General features: G+C 48.9%; 28 protein-coding genes and 1 other RNA gene. 6 read left to right on the plus strand and 23 right to left on the minus strand.

Annotated elements, in window-relative coordinates:
* Positions 1 to 60: 60 nt before the first annotated feature.
* The 15 genes from recR to CWE22_RS04000 form a co-directional block, all read right to left on the minus strand.
* Positions 61 to 669, minus strand: a complete 609-nt coding sequence (recR, locus tag CWE22_RS03935) for a recombination mediator RecR (RefSeq protein ID WP_169930069.1) — start codon at positions 667 to 669, stop codon at positions 61 to 63.
* A 10-nt stretch (positions 670 to 679) separates the two neighbouring features.
* The gene (locus CWE22_RS03940; RefSeq protein WP_169930070.1) at positions 680 to 1,009 is read right to left on the minus strand and encodes a YbaB/EbfC family nucleoid-associated protein; all 330 of its coding nucleotides are present in this window, start codon (positions 1,007 to 1,009) and stop codon (positions 680 to 682) included.
* An 11-nt stretch (positions 1,010 to 1,020) separates the two neighbouring features.
* Positions 1,021 to 2,976, minus strand: a complete 1,956-nt coding sequence (gene dnaX / locus CWE22_RS03945; protein ID WP_169930071.1) for a DNA polymerase III subunit gamma/tau — start codon at positions 2,974 to 2,976, stop codon at positions 1,021 to 1,023.
* A gap of 74 nt (positions 2,977 to 3,050) precedes the next feature.
* A complete protein-coding gene (locus CWE22_RS03950) occupies positions 3,051 to 3,569 on the minus strand; it encodes an adenine phosphoribosyltransferase (protein ID WP_169930072.1) in 519 nt (172 codons plus the stop codon).
* 1 nt (position 3,570) lies between these two features.
* Positions 3,571 to 3,987: a response regulator gene (locus CWE22_RS03955; protein ID WP_169930073.1), complete on the minus strand. Its 417-nt coding sequence runs from the start codon at positions 3,985 to 3,987 to the stop codon at positions 3,571 to 3,573.
* 32 nt (positions 3,988 to 4,019) lie between these two features.
* Positions 4,020 to 4,145, minus strand: a complete 126-nt coding sequence (locus CWE22_RS12150) for a hypothetical protein (RefSeq protein ID WP_275069051.1) — start codon at positions 4,143 to 4,145, stop codon at positions 4,020 to 4,022.
* A gap of 50 nt (positions 4,146 to 4,195) precedes the next feature.
* Positions 4,196 to 4,951 carry an HvfC family RiPP maturation protein gene (locus tag CWE22_RS03960; RefSeq protein ID WP_169930074.1) on the minus strand — a complete coding sequence of 252 codons (756 nt, stop codon included), beginning with the start codon at positions 4,949 to 4,951 and terminating at the stop codon, positions 4,196 to 4,198.
* Positions 4,948 to 5,784 (minus strand): HvfB family MNIO-type RiPP peptide maturase, encoded by an 837-nt coding sequence (locus CWE22_RS03965; protein ID WP_169930075.1) that lies wholly within the window; start codon positions 5,782 to 5,784, stop codon positions 4,948 to 4,950. Before CWE22_RS03965 ends, CWE22_RS03960 begins: the two co-directional genes overlap by 4 nt.
* Positions 5,769 to 6,173 carry an HvfA family oxazolone/thioamide-modified RiPP metallophore gene (locus CWE22_RS03970; protein WP_169930076.1) on the minus strand — a complete coding sequence of 135 codons (405 nt, stop codon included), beginning with the start codon at positions 6,171 to 6,173 and terminating at the stop codon, positions 5,769 to 5,771. Before CWE22_RS03970 ends, CWE22_RS03965 begins: the two co-directional genes overlap by 16 nt.
* A 183-nt stretch (positions 6,174 to 6,356) precedes the next feature.
* Positions 6,357 to 7,655 carry a hypothetical protein gene (locus CWE22_RS03975; RefSeq protein ID WP_169930077.1) on the minus strand — a complete coding sequence of 433 codons (1,299 nt, stop codon included), beginning with the start codon at positions 7,653 to 7,655 and terminating at the stop codon, positions 6,357 to 6,359.
* Positions 7,656 to 7,658: 3 nt separating this feature from the next.
* Positions 7,659 to 8,270 carry an energy transducer TonB gene (locus tag CWE22_RS03980; protein ID WP_169930078.1) on the minus strand — a complete coding sequence of 204 codons (612 nt, stop codon included), beginning with the start codon at positions 8,268 to 8,270 and terminating at the stop codon, positions 7,659 to 7,661.
* 1 nt (position 8,271) lies between these two features.
* The gene (locus tag CWE22_RS03985; RefSeq protein WP_169930079.1) at positions 8,272 to 8,673 is read right to left on the minus strand and encodes an ExbD/TolR family protein; all 402 of its coding nucleotides are present in this window, start codon (positions 8,671 to 8,673) and stop codon (positions 8,272 to 8,274) included.
* 12 nt (positions 8,674 to 8,685) lie between these two features.
* Positions 8,686 to 9,210, minus strand: a complete 525-nt coding sequence (locus CWE22_RS03990) for a MotA/TolQ/ExbB proton channel family protein (protein ID WP_169930080.1) — start codon at positions 9,208 to 9,210, stop codon at positions 8,686 to 8,688.
* A gap of 4 nt (positions 9,211 to 9,214) precedes the next feature.
* Positions 9,215 to 10,582, minus strand: a complete 1,368-nt coding sequence (locus CWE22_RS03995) for a MotA/TolQ/ExbB proton channel family protein (protein ID WP_169930081.1) — start codon at positions 10,580 to 10,582, stop codon at positions 9,215 to 9,217.
* The gene (locus CWE22_RS04000; RefSeq protein ID WP_169930082.1) at positions 10,579 to 11,361 is read right to left on the minus strand and encodes a DUF3450 domain-containing protein; all 783 of its coding nucleotides are present in this window, start codon (positions 11,359 to 11,361) and stop codon (positions 10,579 to 10,581) included. Before CWE22_RS04000 ends, CWE22_RS03995 begins: the two co-directional genes overlap by 4 nt.
* A 359-nt stretch (positions 11,362 to 11,720) precedes the next feature.
* Here CWE22_RS04000 and priC point away from each other — a divergent pair, with 359 nt between their 5' ends.
* Positions 11,721 to 12,014, plus strand: a complete 294-nt coding sequence (gene priC / locus CWE22_RS04005) for a primosomal replication protein PriC (RefSeq protein WP_169930083.1) — start codon at positions 11,721 to 11,723, stop codon at positions 12,012 to 12,014.
* Positions 12,015 to 12,023: 9 nt separating this feature from the next.
* On the opposite strand, the gene CWE22_RS04010 is transcribed toward priC, so the two are convergent.
* From CWE22_RS04010 to CWE22_RS04025, 4 genes are all read right to left on the minus strand, one after another.
* Entirely contained in the window at positions 12,024 to 13,118 is a 1,095-nt protein-coding gene (locus tag CWE22_RS04010) for a tryptophan 2,3-dioxygenase family protein (protein ID WP_169930084.1), read from the minus strand.
* A gap of 157 nt (positions 13,119 to 13,275) precedes the next feature.
* Positions 13,276 to 13,372: signal recognition particle sRNA small type (ffs, locus tag CWE22_RS04015), an RNA gene on the minus strand.
* A 79-nt stretch (positions 13,373 to 13,451) separates the two neighbouring features.
* The gene (locus CWE22_RS04020; RefSeq protein WP_169930085.1) at positions 13,452 to 14,198 is read right to left on the minus strand and encodes an enoyl-CoA hydratase; all 747 of its coding nucleotides are present in this window, start codon (positions 14,196 to 14,198) and stop codon (positions 13,452 to 13,454) included.
* A complete protein-coding gene (locus CWE22_RS04025) occupies positions 14,191 to 15,279 on the minus strand; it encodes a ketoacyl-ACP synthase III (RefSeq protein WP_169930086.1) in 1,089 nt (362 codons plus the stop codon). Before CWE22_RS04025 ends, CWE22_RS04020 begins: the two co-directional genes overlap by 8 nt.
* A gap of 73 nt (positions 15,280 to 15,352) precedes the next feature.
* Between CWE22_RS04025 and CWE22_RS04030 the strand changes: the two genes are divergently transcribed.
* The 4 genes from CWE22_RS04030 to CWE22_RS04045 are packed head-to-tail and all read left to right on the plus strand — an operon-like array spanning position 15,353 to position 19,499.
* Positions 15,353 to 16,573 (plus strand): methyltransferase, encoded by a 1,221-nt coding sequence (locus CWE22_RS04030; protein ID WP_169930087.1) that lies wholly within the window; start codon positions 15,353 to 15,355, stop codon positions 16,571 to 16,573.
* A gap of 45 nt (positions 16,574 to 16,618) precedes the next feature.
* Complete coding sequence (locus tag CWE22_RS04035; RefSeq protein WP_169930088.1) at positions 16,619 to 17,218, plus strand: peptidylprolyl isomerase; 600 nt, start codon at positions 16,619 to 16,621, stop codon at positions 17,216 to 17,218.
* Positions 17,215 to 18,573, plus strand: a complete 1,359-nt coding sequence (locus tag CWE22_RS04040) for an AmpG family muropeptide MFS transporter (RefSeq protein WP_169930089.1) — start codon at positions 17,215 to 17,217, stop codon at positions 18,571 to 18,573. Before CWE22_RS04035 ends, CWE22_RS04040 begins: the two co-directional genes overlap by 4 nt.
* Positions 18,574 to 18,575: 2 nt before the next feature.
* Complete coding sequence (locus CWE22_RS04045; RefSeq protein WP_169930090.1) at positions 18,576 to 19,499, plus strand: ketopantoate reductase family protein; 924 nt, start codon at positions 18,576 to 18,578, stop codon at positions 19,497 to 19,499.
* On the opposite strand, the gene ribBA is transcribed toward CWE22_RS04045, so the two are convergent.
* From ribBA to glyA, 4 genes are read right to left on the minus strand one after another with little or no spacing between them, the layout of a single operon-like run.
* Entirely contained in the window at positions 19,439 to 20,557 is a 1,119-nt protein-coding gene (gene ribBA / locus CWE22_RS04050) for a bifunctional 3,4-dihydroxy-2-butanone-4-phosphate synthase/GTP cyclohydrolase II (protein WP_275069052.1), read from the minus strand. The genes CWE22_RS04045 and ribBA overlap by 61 nt on opposite strands.
* 5 nt (positions 20,558 to 20,562) lie before the next feature.
* A complete protein-coding gene (gene ribD / locus CWE22_RS04055; RefSeq protein WP_169930092.1) occupies positions 20,563 to 21,654 on the minus strand; it encodes a bifunctional diaminohydroxyphosphoribosylaminopyrimidine deaminase/5-amino-6-(5-phosphoribosylamino)uracil reductase RibD in 1,092 nt (363 codons plus the stop codon).
* Between the two features lie 20 nt (positions 21,655 to 21,674).
* Positions 21,675 to 22,124 carry a transcriptional regulator NrdR gene (nrdR, locus tag CWE22_RS04060; protein WP_169930093.1) on the minus strand — a complete coding sequence of 150 codons (450 nt, stop codon included), beginning with the start codon at positions 22,122 to 22,124 and terminating at the stop codon, positions 21,675 to 21,677.
* A gap of 28 nt (positions 22,125 to 22,152) precedes the next feature.
* The gene (gene glyA / locus CWE22_RS04065) at positions 22,153 to 23,409 is read right to left on the minus strand and encodes a serine hydroxymethyltransferase (RefSeq protein ID WP_169930094.1); all 1,257 of its coding nucleotides are present in this window, start codon (positions 23,407 to 23,409) and stop codon (positions 22,153 to 22,155) included.
* 166 nt (positions 23,410 to 23,575) lie between these two features.
* Between glyA and ettA the strand changes: the two genes are divergently transcribed.
* A complete protein-coding gene (ettA, locus tag CWE22_RS04070) occupies positions 23,576 to 25,243 on the plus strand; it encodes an energy-dependent translational throttle protein EttA (RefSeq protein ID WP_169930095.1) in 1,668 nt (555 codons plus the stop codon).
* Positions 25,244 to 25,248 lie beyond the last annotated feature (5 nt).

Raw genomic sequence — 25,248 nt, forward strand, 5'->3', positions numbered from 1 at the left:
GTGGACTAACGAATGCTGGAGTAAACATGGGGGTATTCGACGCTATTTCAAGCGTAAATTTTAATTATTCTCAATCCATTTACGGCCACTGAATGCATGACCTAACGTGGCTTGATCCACATATTCAAGTTCACCACCGACTGGCACACCATGCGCAATTCGAGACGTTCGAATTTGGTGGCGGCGCGCAAGATCGGCGATGAAGTGCGCGGTTGCTTCGCCTTCTACCGTAGGGTTGGTCGCCAAAATAATTTCCGTAATAGATTCTTGTTCGAGTCTTTGTGCAAGGATATCCAAGCCAATTTCATCGGGTCCAATACCGTCTAAGGGTGATAAATGCCCCATCAAGACAAAATAGCACCCTTGATACTGTGACGTTTGCTCGATTGCCACAACATCTGCCGGTGATTCGACAATACACAGTAACCCGCTATCACGTCGCAATGTATCGGCGCATAGGCCACAAGTTGAATGTTCTGTGAGTGTCCGACAAACACTGCAGTGACCGACCTGTTCAATTGCGGTTTGCAACGCCACAGCCAACCGCTCGCCTCCTTCACGATGGCGCTCCAGCAGCTGAAACGCCATCCGCTGGGCCGATTTTTGACCCACACCAGGGAGCACCTTTAAGGCCTGTATTAACTCTTCAATAATTGGACTAAAACGCACGGCGGAGTCCTTAGAAAGGCATCTTGAAGCCAGGCGGTAGATTCATGCCACCAGTCACTTCAGCCATCTTTTCTTTGCTCGTTTGCTCAACGCGACGTACCGCATCATTTATAGCCGCAGCCACCAAATCTTCAATCATTTCTGCATCGTCATCACTGAATAAACTCGGATCAATAGTAACCCGGCGGACGTTATGATTGCCAAGCATGGTCACCTTTACCATCCCTGCGCCGGCTTCACCTGTCACTTCGAGATTGGCAATTTCCTCTTGCGCGCGCTGCATCCGCTCTTGCATCTGCTGCGCTTGCTTCATCATACCGCTCATACCACCTTTAAACATACGGAATTCCTCTAACTTGGTTGAATACTGTCTTCAATTAATTGCGCCTGAAAAGTGTTCTGAAGCGCTTGTGCCAATGGATCATCTTGTAGATTCTGACGCGCTCGAAGGAGCCGCTGGCGGTCAATATCCGCCTGAATTTCCACCGGAGTCTGTTGTTCTGACGGCGCGACTTCAATACGTACCGTAGACACGTCCAACGACGCTTGCAGCGCGGTCGTCAGCACTTGTACGGGACTGTCGCTTAATAAATGGGCCCATTGCTGCCGCAACCGGATGATACACACGCCCTGTCCCGCCAATTCATAAGTACTATTCATCGCCAATTGCCGCGGCAATCCATGCAGGTCCAAATTGTCGATAATAGCAGCCCAACCGTCCACTTCAGCAGCCTTTCTGACATGACTTGCATAAGCTTCTGGACGGGTTGTCGGCGTCTCTGGTGCTTGCTCGCTCTCTTGGTCCTGAGATGCTGAGTTGAAATGTGCCTCGAAGTCGGTCTCAGATTCTACTTCAGGTGTTGGTTCAGGATTTGCTCGCGGCGCTGATTCAACAGCAGGCGTCGGCTCTTTTACGAATTCTGGCGCGGCTTGGATTGATTGCGGGACTCGTGAGTTATTGTTTTTTTTTTGGTCCAGCGCGTCACGCGTTGCGATCAATGCTCGCACCGAATCCGCACTACTGCTTGCTGTTGGTTCAGGCTCTGGCTCTGAGCCTAGCTCTGGCTCTAACTCTGGTTCTGGGTGTGGCTCTGAAGAACGCTCTCGCGAGAATTCTGGCGAGAGTTCTGGCGAAAGTTCCGACGAGAGTTCCGAATGGACTGGCGCCGTCTGCATGGGTTCTTGACGAGTGACAGTATCAGGTGACGTCTCCTGGACCTCGATGACTTCTGGGCGAAATGCCAAAAGACGCAAAATAGTCATTTCAACACCCGAACGTGCATCGACCGCATAATTTAAATCACGACGACCCAAACTCAGAATATCGTAGAAAATATGCAGCAATTCAGCAGGAATCAACTGCACGAGCTTTTGTTCAGCATCAGTAAAGGCAAATAGCTCCGCACTCGCAGGCACTTGTTGCACTAGAGCGAGCTGATGCACGAGACGCTGTAATTCTGTCAACAACGAGCCGATATCCGGCACCTGTCCCGCAACTTTATCGACCAAGTCGAGTGTCTGCTGCGGATGCCCATGAATGACTGCCTGCAATATCGCCGCTAACTCATAACCCGGCACATTGCCTAGCATTTGTTGCACAGCAGCGTTAGTCACTTTTTGCTCACCTTGCGCTATGGCTTGGTCAGTCAAACTCAATGCATCGCGCAAACTGCCTTGCGCTGCTCGTGCCAAATGCTGCAAGGCTGGTGCATCATAGGGGATCGATTCAGCCTCCAACACATGCTGGAGATGATCGGCGATCTCCTGCCGCGACAATGCCTTGAGATTAAACTGCAAACAACGCGATAGAACGGTGATTGGAAGTTTCTGCGGATCTGTTGTCGCCAGCAAGAATTTGACGTGTTCTGGTGGCTCTTCGAGGGTTTTCAAAAGTGCGTTAAAGCTGTGGCGCGACAGCATATGAACTTCGTCTATAAGATAGACTTTATAGCGCCCTTGCGTCGGCTTATATTGAACATTATCGAGCAGTTCACGCGTATCTTCGACCTTGGTTCGAGACGCCGCATCGATTTCGAGCAGGTCAACAAAGCGACCTTCATCGATAGCCTTGCAAGCACCACAAGTGCCACAGGGTTGTGGAGTAATCCCCTGCTCACAGTTCAAACTCTTCGCCAGGATCCGGGCAATCGTGGTTTTACCTACGCCACGCGTACCGGTCAACAACCATGCATGGTGTAGACGTTGTGTAGTCAGTGCATGAGTCAATGGCTTCAGCACATGTTGCTGACCCACTACCTCAGTAAAGGTGTGGGGACGCCATTTACGAGCTAAAACTTGATAACTCATGAAACCCAATTCCTCTCTTCACACATACGTGACACCAGCTCTTATCTTCTGCATTACTGACGACCTACGTTACCTTAAAATCGACAGAGGGTATAGCTTGGAATGTTCGCATCAGCTAGCCGTTGTACACCGGACAAATCATCGAGTTGCACAAGAAAAGCGCATTCCAGAAGCCTTGCCTGAGTCTGCGCAATTAGTTCAACCGCTGCCAAGACCGTTCCACCGGTTGCCAATAGGTCATCAATAATGACTACGCGGTCGTGAACAGAAAGTGCATCTTGATGAATCTCCAGAGAATCTTCACCATATTCAAGCTGATAGGAATAGCGATACGTTGCACTCGGTAATTTACCTGGTTTTCTCAACGGTACAAAACCAACACCCAGTTTGTAGGCCAGTGCCGTGGCAAATATAAAGCCCCTTGCTTCAATGCCGACTACATGTGTGAGTTGCTTATCTTGATAACGCTCTGCTAACCGATCAATCACCTCTCGAAAACCATCAGCATCGGCTAGCAACGGAGTAATATCCCGAAATAGGATGCCCGGTTTAGGATAATCTGGAATCACGCGAATCAGATGTTCGATGGACATCTCAACCGACCTGCTGGGAGGACGACGAAAGAGTTTGAGACTGCAGCCGATAGCCTTGGGTAAGATCAGCCAAAATGGTAAGCAGTCGCTCAGCATCAACCGGCTTAGCAAGACACAAATCTGCGCCTGCTTGTTTCGCTACCGCTTGCACTTCACGAACGTCCTGCGTCGTCAAAAATAATATAGGGGTATACACATAGCCACCCAACTCACGTAAGTTCTTACATAAAGTTAGGCCATCCATTAATGGCATCTTGTGATCAATCACAACGATATCAAAATGCTGGTGCTTCGCATGATTTAGACCGTCTAAGCCATCATTGGCTACGGTTACCACAAACTCTGTTTCAGCAAGTATCGCCAATAACATCGCTTGGGTGGCTGGTTTATCCTCAACCAGCAATAACGACAGTGACATAAGTTTACCCGTTTAATGTGCGCTTCTAATGCTTAAGCAGAAATGATTTTTGCCCAAGCTAAGACAGCTGGCAATAAAGGTACTGCAACGAACAGGATGACGGCAATCCAGCCAACGGCTGACGTCGATTGATCTTTAAAGTTCTCATCATGAGACATCTGAAATTACCTCAACAAATTGACGATCGAACGCCGCGGATCATACTTGATCAGGCCTTCACTAACAACACAGAACGTGCTGCAAAGTCTGTGAGAATTTGTCGTAAGCCCTGCTCAAGTTGCGCGGTCTCAAGCTGTGGTAACAAGGGCTGTAACCGCAGTAATAACTCTCGATAATTTTGCTCTGGGGCTTGTTGCAGGAGCTCTAATAAGACCGCTGTTAAGGGCGTCAGTTCCAAAAACTGTACCGGCTCTGCGTCTCCCTGCTCCGAATGTGTTCTATAGACAAGAATGAATTGTGGATGCTCTTGCCGGACCGGCTGTTCGGATGATGAATCAAGCGCAGTGACGCGATAATGAAATTGATCTAAAAACGCCGCTGGACTCACAACCCAACTCTGATCTTCAAAACTGTCCATGTCCGCACGTCGCAATTCAGCAGGAATATGCGCAAACATCGCATCGACATCCATTCGCTCATAACGTGCCAATTCTCGCTCGTATTGATCAACCTGAAGACACTCCTGCTCCTCCAAAAAGGCGACAAATTCACGCCCGATCTCGGAAAAAAACGGAGAAGTTGACTGATGGGAAGCCAAGAATGCGTCAATCCACGATTGCCAAGTAGCAACAGGAGTTCTCGCCTTAAGTATAGGAAAACCACTATTCAGAAAGCTGGCTACGTTATTTCGAATCAGCCGTCGGTAGACCGCAAGGCGTCTGCCTTCAATAGCGGCTGGTGCTGGATTATTCTGTGGATCCCGTAAATAGGCCACAAATTGCTTTTGGGTATCAATGAAACTCATACGGCGCAATGCTTAGTTTTTGCTTCTTTCTCAATCGCATCCTGAATCCTTTCGATAGCATTGGCTTCACCGAGCAATTGCGGCAGCGGAGGAATATCGAAGTCACGCTCCAGTAATGTCGGGAATATACCGTGTTGTTGGTAGGCAAACCTGAGTAAGTCAAAAACTTCAGCACGGATATCTGCGCCATGCGTATCCACTAATAAGTCGGGAGCCTCTTCGGTATGCCCAGCAATGTGACCATAAACAATTCGCTCACTCGGCAACCCGGCGATAAAATCGTATGGGTCATAGCCATGATTTACACTGTTCACGAATACGTTATTCACGTCTAACAACAATCGGCAGTCTGCTTGCTCAAGTACTGAGCGAATAAACTTAAGTTCCGATATTTCCTGCCCAGGCGCTGCATAATACGAGACATTTTCAAGGACCAATGGCCGTTCGATGATGTCCTGCACGCGCCGGATGCGCTGTGCCACATAATCGGCCGCTTCATCAGTAAATGGGATTGGTAACAAATCGTAGAGGTGACCGTGCCCTGAGCAATAGCTCAAGTGCTCCGAGTACAGGGCAATATCGAAGCGATCTAGAAAATTTTTGACCGCAACAACCAACTGCTCATCCAACGGATCAAAACTACCGATGGATAGCGACAAACCGTGCGTGGTTAGCGAATAGCGTTCCCGTATGGCATCGAGTTGTCGATACGCATCATTACCTCTTGAGAGCCAATTTTCGGGAGCAATTTCCCAAAAACCTACGGCGGGAGTTTCAGCCTCAACTCGCGACAGAAACTCCCTTCGTAAGCCTATTCCTACGCTGCGCCGCATTTACCCTCGCCGCATTTGCCTTCACCACACTTCCCTTCTTTGGCTTTGTCTTTCATTTTATCTTTGTGCTCGGCACCGCATTTGCCTTCGCCGCATTTACCTTCGCCACACTTCCCTTCTTTGGCTTTGTCCTTCATTTTATCTTTGTGCTCGGCACCGCATTTGCCTTCGCCACACTTACCTTCGCCACACTTCCCTTCTTTGGCTTTTTCTTTCATCTTTTCCTTATGTTCAGCACCACATTTTGCTTCTTGTTGCTGAGCCTCTTGCTGATAACCCGCGGTCAGTACACTGTAACCGAACGGATTCGCTTCGGCCGGAACTGAGGTTGCAGCTGTTGCTAATAGTGCACCCGCTGCAATGGATAATGATTTGTTCATGGCTTTCATGATAATTTCCTTTTTCTGTCCTGCAAAAATAACTTACGCGATTCGCGTTTATTGAGTTTAGTCTACTACAGCAGTATAGACGTTTCTCTTTATTGAGATCTTACATTGCTCGGCGTGATTGAATCTCAGACATTAAAAAACCCCAAGAGTTGCCTCATGGGGTTTTTTCATTGACTTAGCAATCTACAGGTCAATGCCTTTGTTACTGGCTTTTGAGCGAATGTAGTTTTCCCAACTGCGCGCAGTACGCGCCTGGTTGCTATCTTTCTTCGCTTCGAGCACATAACGCAGAGCGTCAGGATATTTCGATTGGTAGAAATACGATTCCGCCAACGACATGTATACTGGGCCTGGTTCTTCGATTCCGAAATCAATCGCTTTCAAATACGCATCAGCTGCGTTTGAGAACTGCTCAGCACGCAAAAATGCGGTGCCTTGCCGACGATAAAATTTCGCCTTCTCTTCACGCTCTTCTTCTAACTCAGCTGCTTTACCATACAGTTCAGCGGCTTTCTCGTATTCTTTCGCGATTTCGTAACTACTTGCGCCGCTTTGATAGTTCCGAGCAGTCTTCTCAATATCGCCAGAATTCAGATGTTTCTCCATCAGCATTCCCGCCTTAAACGGAATTTCGCTGTTTGAGTACAACTGGACTAGCGCTTTGAATTGACTTTCTTTATCAAAGTAACCAGCTAGATAAGCAATTTCGAGCGTCTGCAGTGCTTTATCGATCTTCTCTTCGAGCATATACAGCATACCTAACTGATTCCACCAAGTCTTTTCACCCGGTAAAACCTGCAGACCTTGCTCTAATACGCGAATCGAATCACTATACATTTTCCGCTCATAGTAAGACGCAACCTTCAAGATGTACGGATTTTTGTTTGGCTCTTCATAATATTGAATTGCCATGTCCGCAGGCTTGATGATCTTGTCATACTGTTGCGTCTCATAGTATGCAGTAGCAATACGTGAAAACACTTCAGGGTCATATTCGCCAGTAAACTGCAACCACTTACCGTAGTATTGTATCGCGTCTGAATATTTCTCTAACGCGAGTGCGAGATCTGCAGTTAGCTTTAATGCTGAGGCTTGATCCGACCACCCGAGGGCATCGTAATCCGCAGCTTCTTTACTGACGCGATAAGCTTCTTCTGTGCGCTCATCTGCCGCATACAAGTTACCCAAGAACCGCATTACATAAGCTCGGTCGAACGGATCACGCGGATCCGCTTCTTCTAACTCAGCAATGGCGCCTTTGATATCTTCTTGCTCACTGTACAGCTCGAAAGCACCCATGATTCGACGACCAACGCGGTCAGAAACCGCTTGATTGCGTCGTGAATCCTTCCGCGCTTGCACTGCTTCAGCAGACGGCAGGTTGTAATTAACCTCTTGCGCGATGACAGAGATTGACCCCATCATCAACGCGCCACACAAAAGACTTGCACCTATCAGCATGGATAATTTGTTGTGGTTCATCGGTTATTGCTCCTGCTCCAAGTTGAAATCAAGCTGCACCGTCTGACCAGGCTGACGAACGGCCTTGCCATCGACAATCTTCGGCTTGTACTTCCAACGTAATAGCGCTCGGCGAGCTTCCTGATCGAATACACGGCGTGGCTCTGAATCGATAACTTCAACATCAGTGACACCACCTGTCTCATCAATCGTGAAACGAAGTAATACCCAGCCATTAATACCATCGCGAGCTGCAGCTGGCGGATAACGCGGATTGATACGAACAATCGGCGTTGCTTCACCATCCGTCATCATTCCACCGGCATCAAAGCCAGTTTCCGTACCACCGACATCGACTTCAAAACCCAAATCGAGGTTCATCCCTTCGTTGTCTGCGTTATCCGGCTCATTCGGCGGAGTTTCCGGCGGTTGAGCTGGTGGCGGCGGCGGAGGTGGTGGCGTCCGACGACGCTGATCCACATCTGACTCAGGCGGATTCGTTACAATCTCGATGACTGCAGACGGTGGAGGCGGTGCATTACGCCCGTCTCCCCCGCTGATCAAGAATGCCATGAACGCAAACAGGAGGAACGTAGCTGCAGCACCTAATAGTATTGATACTATAAAGCGCACCATATTAATCGTCCTCTGCGGCTATGGATATTTTGTCAATACCCGCTTCCTTGATTTGATCCATGACTTCTACGACAACACCATGTTTGGCTTCTTTGTCTGCCTGAATCACTACGATATCAGTAGGCTGTTCTGCCAATAGGCGTTCAATGTTCGCGCCTACTCGCTCAACGTCAACCATACGCTTGTCCATCCACACTTCACCATTCTCACGAATAGCAATAAAGATGTTGGCAGAAGGTTTCTTCTCTGCCTGACTCGCTTCCGGCTTGTTCACGTCAATACCAGCTTCTTTGACGAAAGAGGTCGTTACGATGAAGAATATCAACATGATGAACACGATATCGAGCATCGGCGTCATATCGATCGCTGCATCTTCCTCTTCACGAATACGTTTACTTGCCATAATTCTTCTCTCTTAATGATGTGGCAAACTGTCGATCAGCTTGTTCTTCGCACGTTTGACCCGCGCTTCAAGGCGTGTTGCGAAGAACATGCCAGACAGCGCTGCAACCATTCCCGCCATTGTCGGGATTGTCGCCATTGAGATACCAGAAGCCATCAAACGTGGATTACCAGTACCTTGTGTCGCCATAGTTTCGAATACTGCAATCATACCGGTAACGGTACCGAGCAGTCCGATCAAGGGACATAAAGCGACGCAGGTTTTAATCAAGAAAATACGTGCGTCTAATTTTTCAGCTGCTTCAGAAATCCATGCATCACGGATTTTGTGCGCGTACCAGGAGGTGGTGTCTTCACGAGCGTTCCATTTAGTGATGATGTCTTGCTTCACCTTTGGAAATACACCCGTGAGGAACCAAAACCGCTCTACCATGAGTGCCCACATGAGAAAGAGCGTCCCCATGACGATGTACAAGACATCGCCACCGGTACCCAGAAAATCCCTGATAGATTCCCAAAGCTCCATCAGGTAAATCATAGGATTACCCCTTCTTCTCCGCGTGCTGGGCAACGATACCCGCAGCTTGCTCATCGAGGACGTGGAAGATTTTCTTCGCACGGCCGTGCACTAAAGCATGTGCCAAAATCAAAGGAATTGCGGCAATCAGACCCATAGCGGTGGTTACCAACGCCATTGAAATGTCACCCGCCATGATCTTCGGATCACCGGTACCGAACAAGGTGATTGATTGGAAGGTACCAATCATACCTACAACCGTACCTAATAGACCCAGTAACGGCGCGATAGCAGCAAAGATCTTGATGATGTTTACACCACTTTCGATGGTTGGCGTTTCACGCATGATAGCTTCATCAAGCTTCAGCTCGAGGTTCTCTACATCAGTGTTCGCGTTCTCTTGGTAAACTTTCAAGATACGGCCTAATGCGTTCTTCTCAGAAGGATTGCCAGTGTTTTTCAGCTGTGCGCGGATTTTCGCACCTTGCGCGCTGAGTGACACAATCTTGAAGATAGCAATCAACAAACCGATGATCATAACGACAGTGATTACATAACCAACCGTACCACCTTGGTGATAACGCTCAGACAAAGTAGCTTTCTGAGTTGCTAGACCAAGAATTTGGCCACGCGCAGGGTCAATGTAAACGCTAGCGAAACCAGAGTCAGTGCTCAAGAAGTTTTCAGCAGCTGATAAGACGTAACCTTCTGGTTGACGACCTAATGGCTGGATTTCTTCAGCAGTATCGTTGTACACGAAATATTCACCGTCAGAAAGCAAGTTGAATACGCCGATACGAGTCACATCACGCATTTCGCTTGAGCCGTCTAGCAAAGTTACTTCTGAGTTGAAAGTGACAACTTTTCCTGACTCTTTCATCTCGGTTAACCAAGCCAACCACAATTCTTCTAGTTCTTGAATGCGCGGTACTTCGCTCGCTTCAGCGATTGACTCCAACACGTCTTCACGGCCTGGATATTGGGCGCTTACGATTGAAGTTGCGATACGACCGATGGTGTCGCCAGCTGCACCACGTGCAACACCAACGATTTCACCTAACGTACCCAATGCGTTTTGTAGTTCGGTTTCTTTATTTGCTAAAGAGATTTCATTTTCAGCAAACTGCGCCTGAAGACGCTCACCGCGTGCTTTCTCATCAGCTAACTGACGTTCTGCGCGATTCAACAAAGCTTGCTTATCAGCACGCTCTGAAGTGAATTCGGCTTCACGTTCAGCGTTAATACGCTGTGATGCGGCACGGTTTTGCTGAACAAGCTCAAGAAGCTCGTCCAAAGACTGTGCTTGTTGCTCTTGTGCATAAACTGCAACTGACGAGCCTGCAGCAAAGGTAAAGGTTGCTGCCACCAATACGGATTTCAGGAGATGTTTCATTCTGCACGCTCCGCTGCAAAGATTGGCAGTTTAATCAGATCAGGGGCGGTTTGCTTACGCGCCATACGAATTGCTTTAGTTAAGTCGCCTAAATAAGCGTCATCCAAAGCATCCCACTCATTGGTTTCTTTGTTGTAGATCCAGCCGTTCGCTAAATCCAAAGACTGTGCCATCAATGCAGCACGACCCAAGTGGAAGAAGTCGACTGAGATTTCTTCACCTTCGAAGCTCAGTTTTCCTTCGTATGCAATCAAGCCTGAACCGTAGTCCATTTCAGCTTGGTATGCTTCTGTGATCTGACGGAATTGCTCAGAAGTCGTGACGTTAGCGTTTTCCATGACGTCGCGAAGACGTTCAACGCGCGCTAAACGACGCTCTTTATGAATTGGAATATCCAAGTTCACAAATTGCTCGAGCGAGTCGATCATTTTGTACATCAAAGGAACGACGCCTTGCTTCGTTTCTTCGATACCATCGATTTGACGCTGCAAAGATGCCAACGAGGCGTTTTGATCATCAACCAAACGCTGCACGTGGTCATTGTAAACTTTTAAGTTTTCATATTCGTCTACAACAGCGCGATATTCGTAAAGCAGCTCTTGGCTCTGCTCGTACAAAGAATCGATTTTCGTTTGTGAGCGGACATCAGCCGCATGGATTTTTGCTTCTTCGTTTTGCAACGTAGAAACGTCTTGAGCGGCAACGCTTGCGCTACCTGCAACCGCGAACATACCAACAAGGGCAGCTGCGACTTTGCTTTTATTGATTACTTTGGTCATAGTTCCCAACCAATTTGACTTAACTTTATGCAGAACGACACTACGTCGTCAGCATCCCAGTTATTTGAGTGACGAAAAGAGTTTAATCAACACTTGCAGCTATTGCAGCTAATAATAAAGCTGCAATAATGCTTCAATACTCCCACGATTGAACGGAACCTGTCAACAGCCGATATCGTATCCAAACAGACTATTTTAGCTTACTCAAAAGCTTCACAGATTTATAACAGAGCGTGGATTTACTGGAGCGCTACTGATGCATATTTGAACACTTGTATAGAACAAAGTTCCGCGTCTTTACAATTTACTGACGGCGGTCGAGAACTCGTTTAAGCTGCGCGCAGTATTGGGAGAAAGTAATGGCAACAACGATTACGGTAGAGTTAATCCAGCGGCTTGAGAAAACTCTAGAAGAATTTGAACAACAAATTAACGCGATGCAGATCCATCGCGATAACTTTAGTCCTTGGTTTGACGATAATTTGTTCCACGGTGATGCCGAACATCCACTCGATTATCCACGTGAAATACGCCGTCATTTGCAGCGCTTACAACGCACCGAAGATGCAACGCAGCGAGAGTGGCTGGCCACGAAAATGAGTGACCAAATCACCGCGCTGCATCAAGCATTGAGTCGCAATCAGAAGAAATAGCTGTGGCCCCTAACGCCGCTTAGTACGGGCAAAACCTAGTTCGCTGCGCACTGCATTCGGTAAGTCTGGTAAAGCGCTTTTGGGAAGCAAATAAGTTGCCATAGCAAAGAAGTCTTTAAATACCCTGTTTTGCTCAGTTGTGCGGCGCAAATAATCATGTCCCGAAGAACCACCCGTCCCAATTTTCGTGCCGAGCATTCGCTGCACCATCATGGCGTGCTTATATCGCCAAATCGTCAACTTTTCATCCAGCTCTGCAAATGCAGTGATGACTTGAAATGCCAATTGAAATGCAGGTTCCTCGCGATATTGAGTAATGAATAGCGCACTCAACATAGCGGACTGTGACAATCGGACTGCACCTTCTTTTTGCAAATCTTTATAACGATTGTTATCGAAAAGCGCCTCAAACATGCTTCGATTGGACTGCAAAGTTGCCAATTCCTGAGCCAATTGTTCTTCGCTAGCTGAATTTTCTCGAATGATCGCCTCATCACGAGCGAAGGCGTCTGTAACAGCAGCTTGGTAATGTTCCCAAAAGCGAAAGTCCTCAAACTCGAGGAATGGCATCCGAGCTAACCACGCGTCCACACAATCGAATAAGCTCGGTAATTGTTCGAGTGCCTCGAGATGCTCTTGGTCAGCAGGTTTCAGTCGGTTGTAAAAAGACTCTTGATCAAAGGCTATCCGCTTGCCGCGCGTGAGTCCCAGAATGATTTCGAGTTCCTTAAATTGCACACTCTGAAATCCGGATGCTGGTACTAAGTAGTCGCGAAACTCAAGGAATTCCTGCGGCGTCATCGTTTCAATAACACCAACTTGGTCATTCATCAAATCTTGAATCGTCAGGACTCGCTGCAACCGGTGTCCAACCATGTATAAATCGGCATCTCCTAGCTCGGGTTGCTGAAACAAACGATGAATCGAACGCAGTTCATGGAGGACTTGCTTAAACCAGAGCTCATACACTTGATGCACAATAATAAACAACATTTCATCATGCGCTTCAGCACCATAGCGCGGGCTGTGCGGATTCTGCGCAGTTAATAACTGGTCGAGCGAGAGGTATTCGCCGTAATAGACGGGTTGAGGATTCTTGGGCATAACACACTTCCCTGCTGTGAACTTCGTTGTTCGTTGTTCGTTATTCGTTGTTCGATTCAACAACAATAGTGGAGGAAAGTCGAGGGGGCTTTGTCGAATAACGAGTAACGACAGCGAAGCGTTCGAGTAACGCTTTTGGTTTTAGATTGGGTGGCGGCCCTACCAGCCACACCTCGGCACCCACATCCCCAACTACGGCTGCTCCCTTCCGGGCCTGACCGGGTTCGCTAGTTCGTGTTGCGAGGGGACCAATAGAGCCACCATAACGGCGCGCATTATGCAGTATTGCACCCGAGGACACAAGGTATGCGCCCTCAAGTGCTGGCTTTTTAATCAGCTTTTCTTTTTCATTCTTGCAGCGATAGCTGCTTTCGCTTCGGGTGACACCAGCGCTTTCGCGAATACTTTCGCTTCTCGAGCAATTCGATCAGCAACCGGTTCTGCAGGTTCCTTCATTAATCTCTTGGCAGCTCGAAGTCCAGCTACGGGTCGCTTCGCTAATTCTGTCGAGACCTCTGCCACGGTCGCCTCAAGTTCATCTGCAGCAACAACTCGATTGACCAAACCGTAAGTCAACGCTGTACTGGCATTAATCGCATCACCTAATAGGAGCATCTCCGCCGCCCGTAAATGTCCAATTTGTTGCGGTAATAGCAAACTAGACGCGGCTTCCGGAACGAGGCCAAGATGAATGAAAGGTAACGAAAACTGCGCATCACTGCTGGCATATACCAAGTCGCAATGCAGCAATATGGTGGTGCCAATGCCAATCGACAGGCCATGCACCGCCGCAATCACTGGCACGGATAATTGGCTCAATGTGTACAAAAACGCAAATGGTGGCGCTGAATCATCAAGCTTCTCAATCGCCAAAAAATCATTCAAGTCATTGCCCGCGGTAAAACTATCGCCACTTCCGGTCAACACGACCGCAGCTACGGATTGGTCTGCTTCGGCATCCTGCAAGGCCGCAGTCATTGCACGATACATATCTTGGGTTAGCGCATTTTTCTTGTGGCTACGATTCAGTCGAATCCAAACAACCGCATCGCGTTTTTCAACGTTGACAAACTCACTCACCACGTTTCTCCCAAGCTGCTTTCGTTTGCAAATGTAGCGGCAAAATTAGATCGAGTGCGCTTTGACCGTTGCTGGGTAATTGCATTGTGTTGTCGCGCTTTGGAGTGACACGTTGCCCCCAACGGATAATACCCGCGCCACAAGTTAAGCCGCCACCAAAGACTGCCGAGACAATGGTATCGCCGGGTTTCACAATGCCCTGTTCAACTGCTTCGCAGAACGCAATGGGTAGTGTTGCCGACGACGTATTGCCGTATTTTTGGATGTTGATGACCGTTTTTTCTTCCGGAACATGACACATTTTGGCGAGAAAATCGATAAGTCGCTTGTTTGCTTGATGCGGAATCAATGAGTCAATGTCAGCAGTCGTCAATCCGGTTTCAGCAAATACCTTTTCCACCGCAAGGCTCATGCCTTTGACAGCACGCTTGAAGATTTCCTGACCGACAAAATTAAACGGCATAATGCCGTCAAAACCAAAACGATCGAAACTCATACCAAATTCGAGGGCTAGAACATCACGGGCATCAGCATCACACGTAACATGCGATGCTAATAATCCGACTTCTTCAGTGGTTGCTTCAAGTACCATTGCACCAGCACCATCACCGAATAGCACCGCGCTCTCCCGCTGCGTCCAATCGAGAATTCGCGTGAGTCGTTCTGCACCGATAATCAAAACCTTTTTGTGCACACCGGTACGAATCGCCTGCGTCGCATAATGCATGCCATATAGAAAGCTGCTGCAAGCTGCATTCAAATCAAAAGCCGCCGCGTACTTCGCACCGATATCACGCTGAACCGCAGATGCCACGTTTGGAATGATTTCATCAGCAGTACAAGTTCCGACTATGATCAGATCCAGTTCATTTGGATCAAGATCGGCTGCGGCAAGCGCGTTACGAGCGGCAACAGTTGCGAGATGCGAAGTACCAACATGGCTCACGCGACGCTCTTCAATTCCCGTACGAGTGCGAATCCATTCATCGGACGTATCCAAGAAAGTCGCAAGATCGTCGTTGGTCATAATCGCAGGTGGCAAACATTTGCCCCACCCGGTAATCTCTGCATATATTTTCACGTGATAAAACCTATAGTCACTGGTCGTTTTTCGCTATCATAGCATGATTGTTCCACAGTGAAATGTCCGACCTATGCCAAGATCTCCTGTTCGTCCCCCACGTCAGCCGAATAAATCGTCGAACCAAGGCGACACTTGGACCCGCACCGCAGCACCCCATCTCTGGGATAGCCCCAGTGGACGCTTGGATTTGAAGCGCTTTCCACCCAGAAACAACGCTACTTTGCAGGCTTGGGATGCAGGTGATACGTGGTTGCTTGAACGCTTAAAAACGACAGAACGGCCGGAGCATCTGTTACTGGTCAATGATAGCTGGGGCGCGCTGTTGTGTGGAGCCCAACAGCTATTCTCGAACGCGAACTCAGTAACCATAAGTCTAGTGACCGATTCGTACTTAGCCGATCAAGCCTATCACCAGAATACCGCTGCGAACGCGCTGAAAGGTGCCTATTCGACCGTTAGCCCACTCGAGACTCTGCCTCAGGACATCAATCATGTGCTCATGAAGCTGCCGAAATCGCAAAGTTTACTCGAACGTCAATTAGCACAGCTGAGTCGAGACCTAGCGCCGGGAACTCTGCTGCAAGTAGCCGCCAAGAGTCAGTTATTTACACCCGGTGTTCGGGAAATTTTTGCACACTATTGCGATTCGGTTGAGGTCTCCCTCATTCAGCGTAAACATCGATTGTTAACGGCTCGAATCCGAGCACAGTCGTGGCCAGAACACGATTTTCAAACAACTTGGCAAGAACTGGGATTAACACTAACCCAGCATGCTGGGGTCTTTGCTCGCAATCAACTCGATATTGGTGCCCGCTTTATGATTGAAGTCATGGAGCGACATCTATCGTCACACCCAACTGGAGCGAAAGTCGCCGATTTGGGCTGCGGCAACGGTATTCTTGGTTTAATTTATGCACAATGGCATCCTGACGCTCAGGTCACGTGGTTTGACGAATCGAAACTGGCCGTTGCATCTTGCACTAGAAATATAGAGCAGAACTTGGGCACGTCAGAACGTTATCAAGTTCTTCTCGATGATTGCCTGAGCAGCGTTGCCACGAGCTCTTTCGATCGCGTGCTGTGCAATCCACCATTCCATCAAGAGCATGCCATGACCGATCACATTGCGAAGCAAATGATTCGTGACTCACGTCGAGTGCTGAAACCTGGCGGTGAATTATGGCTAGTCGCTAACCGTCATCTTCCGTATTATTTGATTTTGCAAAAGACATTTCGACTGGTAGAGCCAGTTGAACAGAATAGTAAATTTGTGGTGTACCGAGCGGTTTAAGCCGAGTACTACGTTCGTCCACTAGTTTGAATGAAGGGAGTATTTATGCGCTATGTAGTAAAGCTAGCGGCCATTTTAGCCGGACTCATGTTGATGTCCCCCGCTACCTCAGCGAATGGAATTCAGCCAGATAATCCATTCCCACGTTTGCGTTTCGTAACCTCTCTCGGCAATCTCGAGATCGAGTTGGACCGCTATAAAGCGCCGCTTACTGCCGAAAACTTTCTCGACTACGTCAAAGCGGGTAGCTACAACAATACGATATTTCACCGTTTAGTTCCGGGTTTCGTCCTGCAAGGTGGCGGTTATGACGAGAACTTCGAAGCGAAAACTATCTTTAAGAAGATACCCAATGAATCGGGCAACGGCTTGAAGAATGTTTATGGGACTATTGCGATGGCTCGTGAAAGTGACCCACATACCGCAACTCGACAATTTTTCTTTAACCTGAACGACAATACATCACTCGATCCGTCGAGCAAGGGTTGGGGCTATGCGGTTTTTGGTTGGATCGTAAGTGGCGAAGAAACGCTTGAAAAGCTTGCAGCACTCGAATCAGTGCCCTTCGACGAGAAAACATTATGGCGCGATGTCCCTAAAGATCCGCCCGTACTCATTCGTATCGAAGTCGTACCACAATCATGACCGATTCGCAGACCAGCGCTGCACAACCATGGTACCGAGACCTCGCGGTCTATCGCGAGGCTCGTGTTTGGCAAATCTTTGGGTTCGGGATTATCAGCGGTTTCCCTTGGGTCCTGATTGGTTCAATGTTGTCGGCATGGCTACAAGAAGAAGGACTTTCGCGCGGTTCGATTGGTCTCTTCGGAATTGTGTTTGTCGCCTACAGCATCAATGCACTGTGGTCACCCTTGGTTGATCGCTTTCGCCTACCGTTGTTGCATCGATGGCTTGGTGCCCGCCGCAGCTGGATCGTTCTGTGTTTGAGTGGTCTCGCACTCGCAACTCTCTTCATGAGCACACTCGATGTGCAGAATAATTTGTATTGGATAGCGGTTGCCGCTGTTGCGATAAGTTTTTTTTCAGCAACGCAAGATATCGCGATAGACGCCTTTCGAATCGAAAGTTTTGCCGCCAATGAATCACGATTACAATCAGCCGGCGCTGCCATGGCTACTGCTGGCTGGTGGACGGGCTACAGCGGTCTGGGTGCGATTCCATTCTACCTAGTCGACGGCGTTACCTACTCGTGGCAAGACGCCTACTGGGTTTTGCTCGGCGTGCTTGCGGTGCAACTGCTCTTTGTCATTATGGTTGCCGAAAGCAAACGCTACCACGCCATTAAGCAAGTTCGCGTGCAGGGCTTTCGCTGGTGGACGTGGGTACAACAAACCTTTGTCGCGCCCGTAGTTGAATTTTTTACGCGCAATGGCTGGCAACTTGCTACAGCGCTCTTAACTTTTGTCTTTGTCTTTAAGCTCGGTGAAGCCTTTTTGGGCCGGATGTCGATTGTCTTCTACAAAGAAATTGGCTTCACCAACGACCAGATTGCAACCTATTCTAAAGTGATTACTTGGTGGGTCACGATTGTTTTTGCGGTTCTGGGAAGTATTGTCAATATTCGTATCGGTATTGTTCGCGGCTTGCTCATCGGTGGTGCAGCCATGGCAGCGAGCAATCTCCTCTTCGCCTGGATAGCGCTAGTCGGCGCCGATACCGACTTGTTGCTCGCTGCGGTACTGATCGATGGGTTTACCAGTGCTTGGTCAACAGTTGCCTTTGTGGCCTTTATTAGCTTGCTCTGTAATCGCACATTTACCGCATCGCAATACGCCTTGCTGGCATCACTCGGCAATCTCGGTCGAACCTTAGTCTCCTCCTATAGCGGTTTTGTGGTCGATTGGCTGGATGGCAACTGGAGTTTGTTCTTTATTTTAACCAGTGTCATGGTGATACCCGGCTTATTGATTCTGTTGGCGCTTCGCAAACGCTTGGGTGAACTCGAAGCCGACTATCATCGTCATCAAGAGGCTGATTAAACATGCGCTGGTTAGTCTATGGTGAGGGGGCATTGAGTGGGTTGATTGCGGCAAAATTGCAACAGCAACATCAACACGTGATGGTCGCTACTCGCTCTGGAACGCCACCACAAGCCTTTATCCTTAATCAAGAAAGCACCATTGAACTCGATGCATTCGATCCGGCTCAAGCGCCTGACGTTGTGATTGCAGCGCTCAAAGCCTACGATATTGAAGCCTGGTTAGAGCAAGTTCAAGAACACTCTTGGTACCGCCACATCCCGCTTATTCTGAGCTATAACGGTATGCTTGTAGCCGAGGAGTCCGTGTTGCCAGCAAATAGCTTTCATTGGGTGACCACACAGGGTGCATTTCGTCATGGTGCGCAACTCAATCATGCTGGACAAGGTGAGAGTTGGTTAGGAGCGCAGCAACGCGACCGTGCCTGTCCTGCAGAAATGTTGGCAACGCTAAATCGCAGTTTGCCGCCGTTTGAATGGCTACCAAATATTCAGCTCAAACGTTGGCAAAAATTGGCGATCAATTGCTTAATCAATCCTCTAACGGTTCTCTATAACTGCAACAACGGTGAATTACTCAATCACCCTATTGCAGAACCTCAACAACAATTAGCCAATGAGTTCGTTGCACTCGCAAAGCAGTTGGGGATGCAATGGTCGGCTGCTGAATTAGTTGCAGATGCGCAAAGAGTTATTCAGGCGACAGCAAATAACCGTTCGTCGATGCTGAGTGACATCATTCGGCATCGCCGTACTGAAATAGATTATCTAAATGGCTTTGTTGTTCAGCAATGCGAGCAACTCGGGCTGTCTGCTCCCACCCATCGTTGGCTATGGGAGCATGTCAAAGCGGTTGAAAATCGCCCTCAGCTCTCGTCTTCAATAAAGTCAACGACTTCAAGACCGAATCCAGACAGGGCTGAATAGCGCTTCGGCGAGCTCATCAGATGCATTTGGTGAATGCCTAAATCAGCCAATATTTGCGAGCCAATACCGACATTTCGCGATGCGTTTGAGGCCGCTGCAGATACGCGCTTTTCACCACGATCTTCAGCGGCGAAGCTTTGCACTTGCTCCAAAATATCTGCTGAACTTTGCTGCCGACCGATCACGACTAATACCCCACCGTGCTCACCAATATACTGCATCGCGTGGCCCAAGGGCCAACTGCGCTTAGCAGCACGTTCGGTAGCAAACAGGTCATTGAAGGTGTCTTGCAAATGGACACGTACATTGACCGGTTCTGCAGCAGAAATCTCACCTTTGACCAAGGCATAATGCACTTGGTTGTCGATTGTATCTTGATACGTGATCAGCTCAAATTCACCGTGCGCAGTAGGCAATTTACAATGCGCTTTGCGCTCAATCGTTTTTTCTTTTAGCGAACGGTACTCAATCAAATCCGCAATGGTGCCGATTTTTAAATCGTGCTCCGCAGCAAATTTTTCTAAGTCGGGGCGCCGCGCCATGGTGCCGTCTTCATTCAAGATTTCAACAATCACTGCCGCGGGTTCAAAACCTGCTAATCGCGCTAAATCACAACCGGCCTCGGTATGCCCCGCTCGGTTTAATACGCCACCGGCTTTCGCTTTCAATGGAAAGATGTGCCCAGGCATCACCAGATCCGTTGGCTTGGCATCCTTCGCAACCGCGGCCTGAACTGTGCGAGCGCGATCTGCCGCTGAAATCCCAGTCGTCACACCTTCAGCTGCTTCAATAGATACAGTAAAGTTAGTGGCATAGGGTGAGTGATTTTGATCGACCATAAGTGGGAGACGCAGTTGTGTGCAGCGCTGCTCAGTCAGGGTTAAGCAGATTAATCCACGTCCAAACCGTGCCATGAAATTGATTGCAGCGGGTGTGACACACTCCGCCGCCATAATCAAATCACCTTCATTTTCGCGATCTTCGTCATCCATCAGAATGACCATTTTACCTTGCCGGATATCGTCGATAATCTCAGCAGCGCTATTCAGCGTTGTCACGATGTTCATTCTCCTAAGCCAGTATCTGGCTTCGCTATAATGCGGATGTCAGCACCAATTTGGCGAACATCCGTGAAAATACATTTGGGGGCATCCGCGATATTGCTAAAGATCGGTATTTCGACCAGACCGCGACCTGTTGCACCGAAAAACTTGGGGGCGACATAGATCACCCATTCATCAATCAGACCTTCTTGCATTAAACTTCCCGCCAGCTCAGCTCCACACTCCGTCCAAACATCATTGATTTGGCGACGCCCCAATTCTGCGACTAATGCCTGCAGATCAACCCGACGCTCTGTGCTCGGCGCTGTCCATACCTCAACGTGTTGAGGCCACTGCACCGCACGATCTGGAGTTGCGGCTGTCTGTACCAGCAAAATAGGTGATGACTCTTGAAAAAGGCTCGCGGTCGGTTCCAGTAGCCCTTGGCTGTCAATAATGACGCGTAACGGTTGCTGTTCGCACCGCTCTGTGCGTGCCGTTAATCGAGCATTGTCACGTAACACCGTTCTCGCTGTACTCAAAATTGCCCCGCTACGAGCGCGAAAGTCATGTACATCAGCTCGTGCAGCAGTACCCGTGATCCATTGACTGGCGCCGTTAGCCAACGCGGTACGGCCATCTACAGTGGCTGCTAACTTGACGCGTAACCACGGTCGACCGCGCTCCATTCGACTACGAAAGCCACAATTCATTGTGCGCGCAGCAGATTCTAAGACTCCGACTTCCACAGCTATACCCGCGGCCTTTAACTTCTCGACACCACGCCCAGCAACCAATGGATTTGGATCGAGTTGGGCAATGACGACACGACTAATTGCAGCGTCAATCAGTGCGTCAGCACAGGGAGGAGTACGGCCAAAATGGCTACAAGGTTCAAGTGTCACATACGCAGTGGCGCCACTTGCTAACGCCCCAGCTTCACGCAATGCATAGACTTCGGCATGCGGCTCGCCCGGGCGCTCGTGCCAGCCGCGGCCGACAACTTGACCGTCGGCAACAATAATGCAGCCGACTTGTGGGTTGGGAGCGGTTGAATAGGAACCACGAGCAGCTAGATCGAGTGCCATCTGCATATACTGCTGATGTGTCATGAGAGTGCCCCGTGAATCAGTTAATCGTTCAGCCGTGCAATCTCTTCGCCGAATTCTCGAATATCATCAAATGCACGATAAACAGATGCGAATCGAATATAAGCCACCTTGTCGATAGCCTTGAGGTTTTCCATGACCAGCGCCCCAATTGCTTGACTCGTCACCTCGCGCTCACCGGTGGCCCGCAACGAGGATTTCACGTTATTGATGGCCTGCTCCATCATTTCTAAGCTAACTGGACGTTTCTCCAGCGCTCGAAGCAAACCATTTCGAAGTTTATCCTCGTTGAACGGTTCACGGGTGCCATCCGTTTTAATGACACGTGGCATAATCAACTCAGCGGTCTCGAAAGTCGTAAACCGCTCTTTGCAGTCGGTGCATTCACGACGGCGGCGCACAGACGCGCCCTCTGCAACCAAACGGGAGTCGATAACTTTGGTATCTAACGTGCCACAAAACGGACAATGCATAGAGTTTCTCGTTCTTTAACGCAAATAGTTAGCCGTATACCGGAAATCGTTTGCACAACGCTTTGACTTCACCGCGAACGCGCTCAATCACAGCATCATTGCCGATATCATCCAGCACGTCACAAATCCAATTCGCGACTTGCTCTGCTTCTGCAACTTTGAATCCACGACGGGTAATGGCCGGTGTTCCCAAACGCAAACCTGATGTGACGAAGGGTGAACGCGGATCATTTGGAACCGAATTCTTATTCACCGTGATGTAAGCATTGCCTAAAGCGGCGTCCGCATCTTTACCGGTAATATCTTTATCGATTAAATCGACCAAAAATAAATGGTTCTGCGTACCACCCGAGACAATCTTATAGCCGCGCTCTTGCATCACACGAACCATCGCATTGGCGTTATCGAGGACTTGCTGTTGATAGGCTTTGAATGCCGGCTCCATTGCTTCTTTAAAAGCCACGGCCTTCGCTGCAATCACGTGACACAGTGGGCCACCTTGACTGCCAGGGAACACACCACTGTTAAGTTTCTTATGCAGGGTTTCATCGTCTTTACCTGACAAAATCAGACCGCTACGAGGGCCAGCTAAGGTCTTATGCGTGGTCGTGGTGACTACATCTGCAATAGGGACTGGATTCGGATATAAACCCGCGGCAACAAGCCCGGCAACATGTGCCATATCAACTAGGAAGTAGGCGCCAACTTCATCCGCGATATCACGGAAACGTTGCCAATCCACTACACCTGAGTAGGCAGAAAATCCAGCCACAATGAGCTTCGGCTTATGTTCTAATGCCAATTTACGCACTTCTGCGTAATCAATTTCCCCGGTACTTTCATCTAAACCGTATTGCACTGCTTTATAAAGTTTACCGGAGAAGTTGACACCTGAACCATGCGTCAAGTGCCCCCCATCGGCCAGACTCATTCCTAAGACGGTATCACCTGCCTCTAACAGTGCTAGAAATACTGCGGAGTTGGCTTGTGAACCGGCATGCGGCTGGACGTTGGCATATTTAGCACCAAACAACTGCTTGGCCCGCTCAATGGCAAGGTCTTCGACCACATCAACGTACTCACAACCGCCATAATAACGCTTGTGCGGATAGCCTTCGGCATATTTGTTGGTTAACTGCGAACCTTGCGCCTCAAGTACACGTGGGCTGGTGTAGTTTTCAGACGCAATCAGTTCAATATGCTCTTCTTGGCGCTGAACTTCGTTTTGCATGGCTTGCCAAAGATCGGCATCATAATCGGCAATGGTCATTTCATGCTTTAACATCGGGGCTCCTGACATCTTGAGGCGGGTGCCATAACGCAGGCTCAGTAGCGTTGGCACAATTCATTTAAGAAACTGGTCGCTAGTTTACCAATATACTTGGGTTAGCGCCAACTTCAGGGTTAAAATAGCGCCATTCAATTTGCTGCATAAAGGATTCCTTGTCGTTATGGCACAATACATCTACTCCATGTCTCGGGTGAGTAAAGTCGTCCCACCCAAAAAGACAATTCTGAAAGATATTTCCTTATCCTTTTTCCCCGGTGCAAAAATTGGTGTGCTTGGTTTAAATGGTGCAGGTAAATCCACACTGCTGCGCATCATGGCCGGTATCGACACCGAGATTGACGGCGAAGCACGCCCGCTTGCGGGTATCCAGATTGGCTACCTCCCCCAAGAGCCGCAGCTTGACGAATCGAAAACGGTTCGGGAAACCGTTGAAGAAGCCGTTGCTGAAGTCAAAAACGCGCTGGCTGAGCTCGATCAAGTGTATGCTGCATACGCAGAAGAAGACGCTGATTTTGACGCCTTAGCCAAAAAGCAGGGGCAACTCGAAGCTATTATTCAGGCCAAAGATGGGCATAACATCGACAATATGTTGGAGCGTGCCGCCGACTCATTACGATTACCACCTTGGGATACCAAAATAAAAGTATTGTCGGGTGGTGAGCGCCGCCGCGTTGCAATTTGCCGACTGTTATTGAGTAAGCCCGACATGTTGTTGCTTGATGAACCGACGAACCACTTGGATGCAGAATCTGTCGCTTGGCTTGAGCGCTTCCTGCACGACTACGAAGGCACCGTGGTCGCTATTACCCACGACCGTTACTTCCTCGATAATGTAGCCGGTTGGATTCTTGAATTAGACCGTGGCTACGGCATTCCATGGGAGGGTAATTATTCCTCCTGGTTGGAGCAAAAAGAGAAGCGTCTGGAGCAAGAAGAGAAAGGCGAGCGTGCTCGACAACGCAGTATCAAACAGGAACTCGAGTGGGTGCGGACCAATCCTAAAGGGCGTCAGGCGAAAAGCAAGGCGCGGATGGCTCGATTTGAAGAGCTCCAAAGCGGTGATTACCAGAAACGCAATGAGACCAACGAACTCTTCATTCCACCAGGTCCACGGCTCGGCGATAAAGTTCTTGAAGTGAACCACCTCAAGAAAGCCTACGACGGCCGCGTGTTGATTGATGATCTCAGTTTCAGCGTTCCCAAGGGAGCCATCGTCGGTATTATCGGTCCGAATGGTGCCGGTAAGTCGACACTGTTCCGCATGATTACCGGTCAGGAACAACCTGATTCAGGTACTGTAGAACTCGGTGATACCGTGCAATTAGCCAGCGTCGACCAGTTCCGTGACAACATGGATGCGAAGAACAACGTGTGGCAAGAGATCTCCGATGGTCAAGATATCATTCGTATTGGTAATTTTGAGATCAACAGCCGTGCTTATGCGGGACGTTTTAACTTCCGTGGTAACGACCAACAGAAAATTATCGGTGAACTATCCGGTGGTGAGCGCAACCGCGTTCATTTGGCCAAACTATTGAAGGCTGGCGGTAACCTGTTGCTTCTCGATGAGCCAACCAATGACTTGGATGTTGAAACCCTCCGCGCGTTGGAGGAAGCACTATTGGAGTTTCCGGGGTCAGCAATGGTGATTTCGCACGACCGTTGGTTCCTCGATCGGGTCGCGACCCATATCCTCGATTATCGAGATGAAGGTAAAATCAACTTCTATGAGGGGAACTACACTGATTACGAAGAGTACATGAAGAAAACCCATGGCGAGCAAGCTATGGAACCACATCGTACTCGTTACAAGCCAATTGGCGTGTAATCCGT

It is taken from the genome of Pseudidiomarina aestuarii (assembly GCF_003987355.1).
GTDB lineage: Bacteria > Pseudomonadota > Gammaproteobacteria > Enterobacterales > Alteromonadaceae > Pseudidiomarina > Pseudidiomarina aestuarii.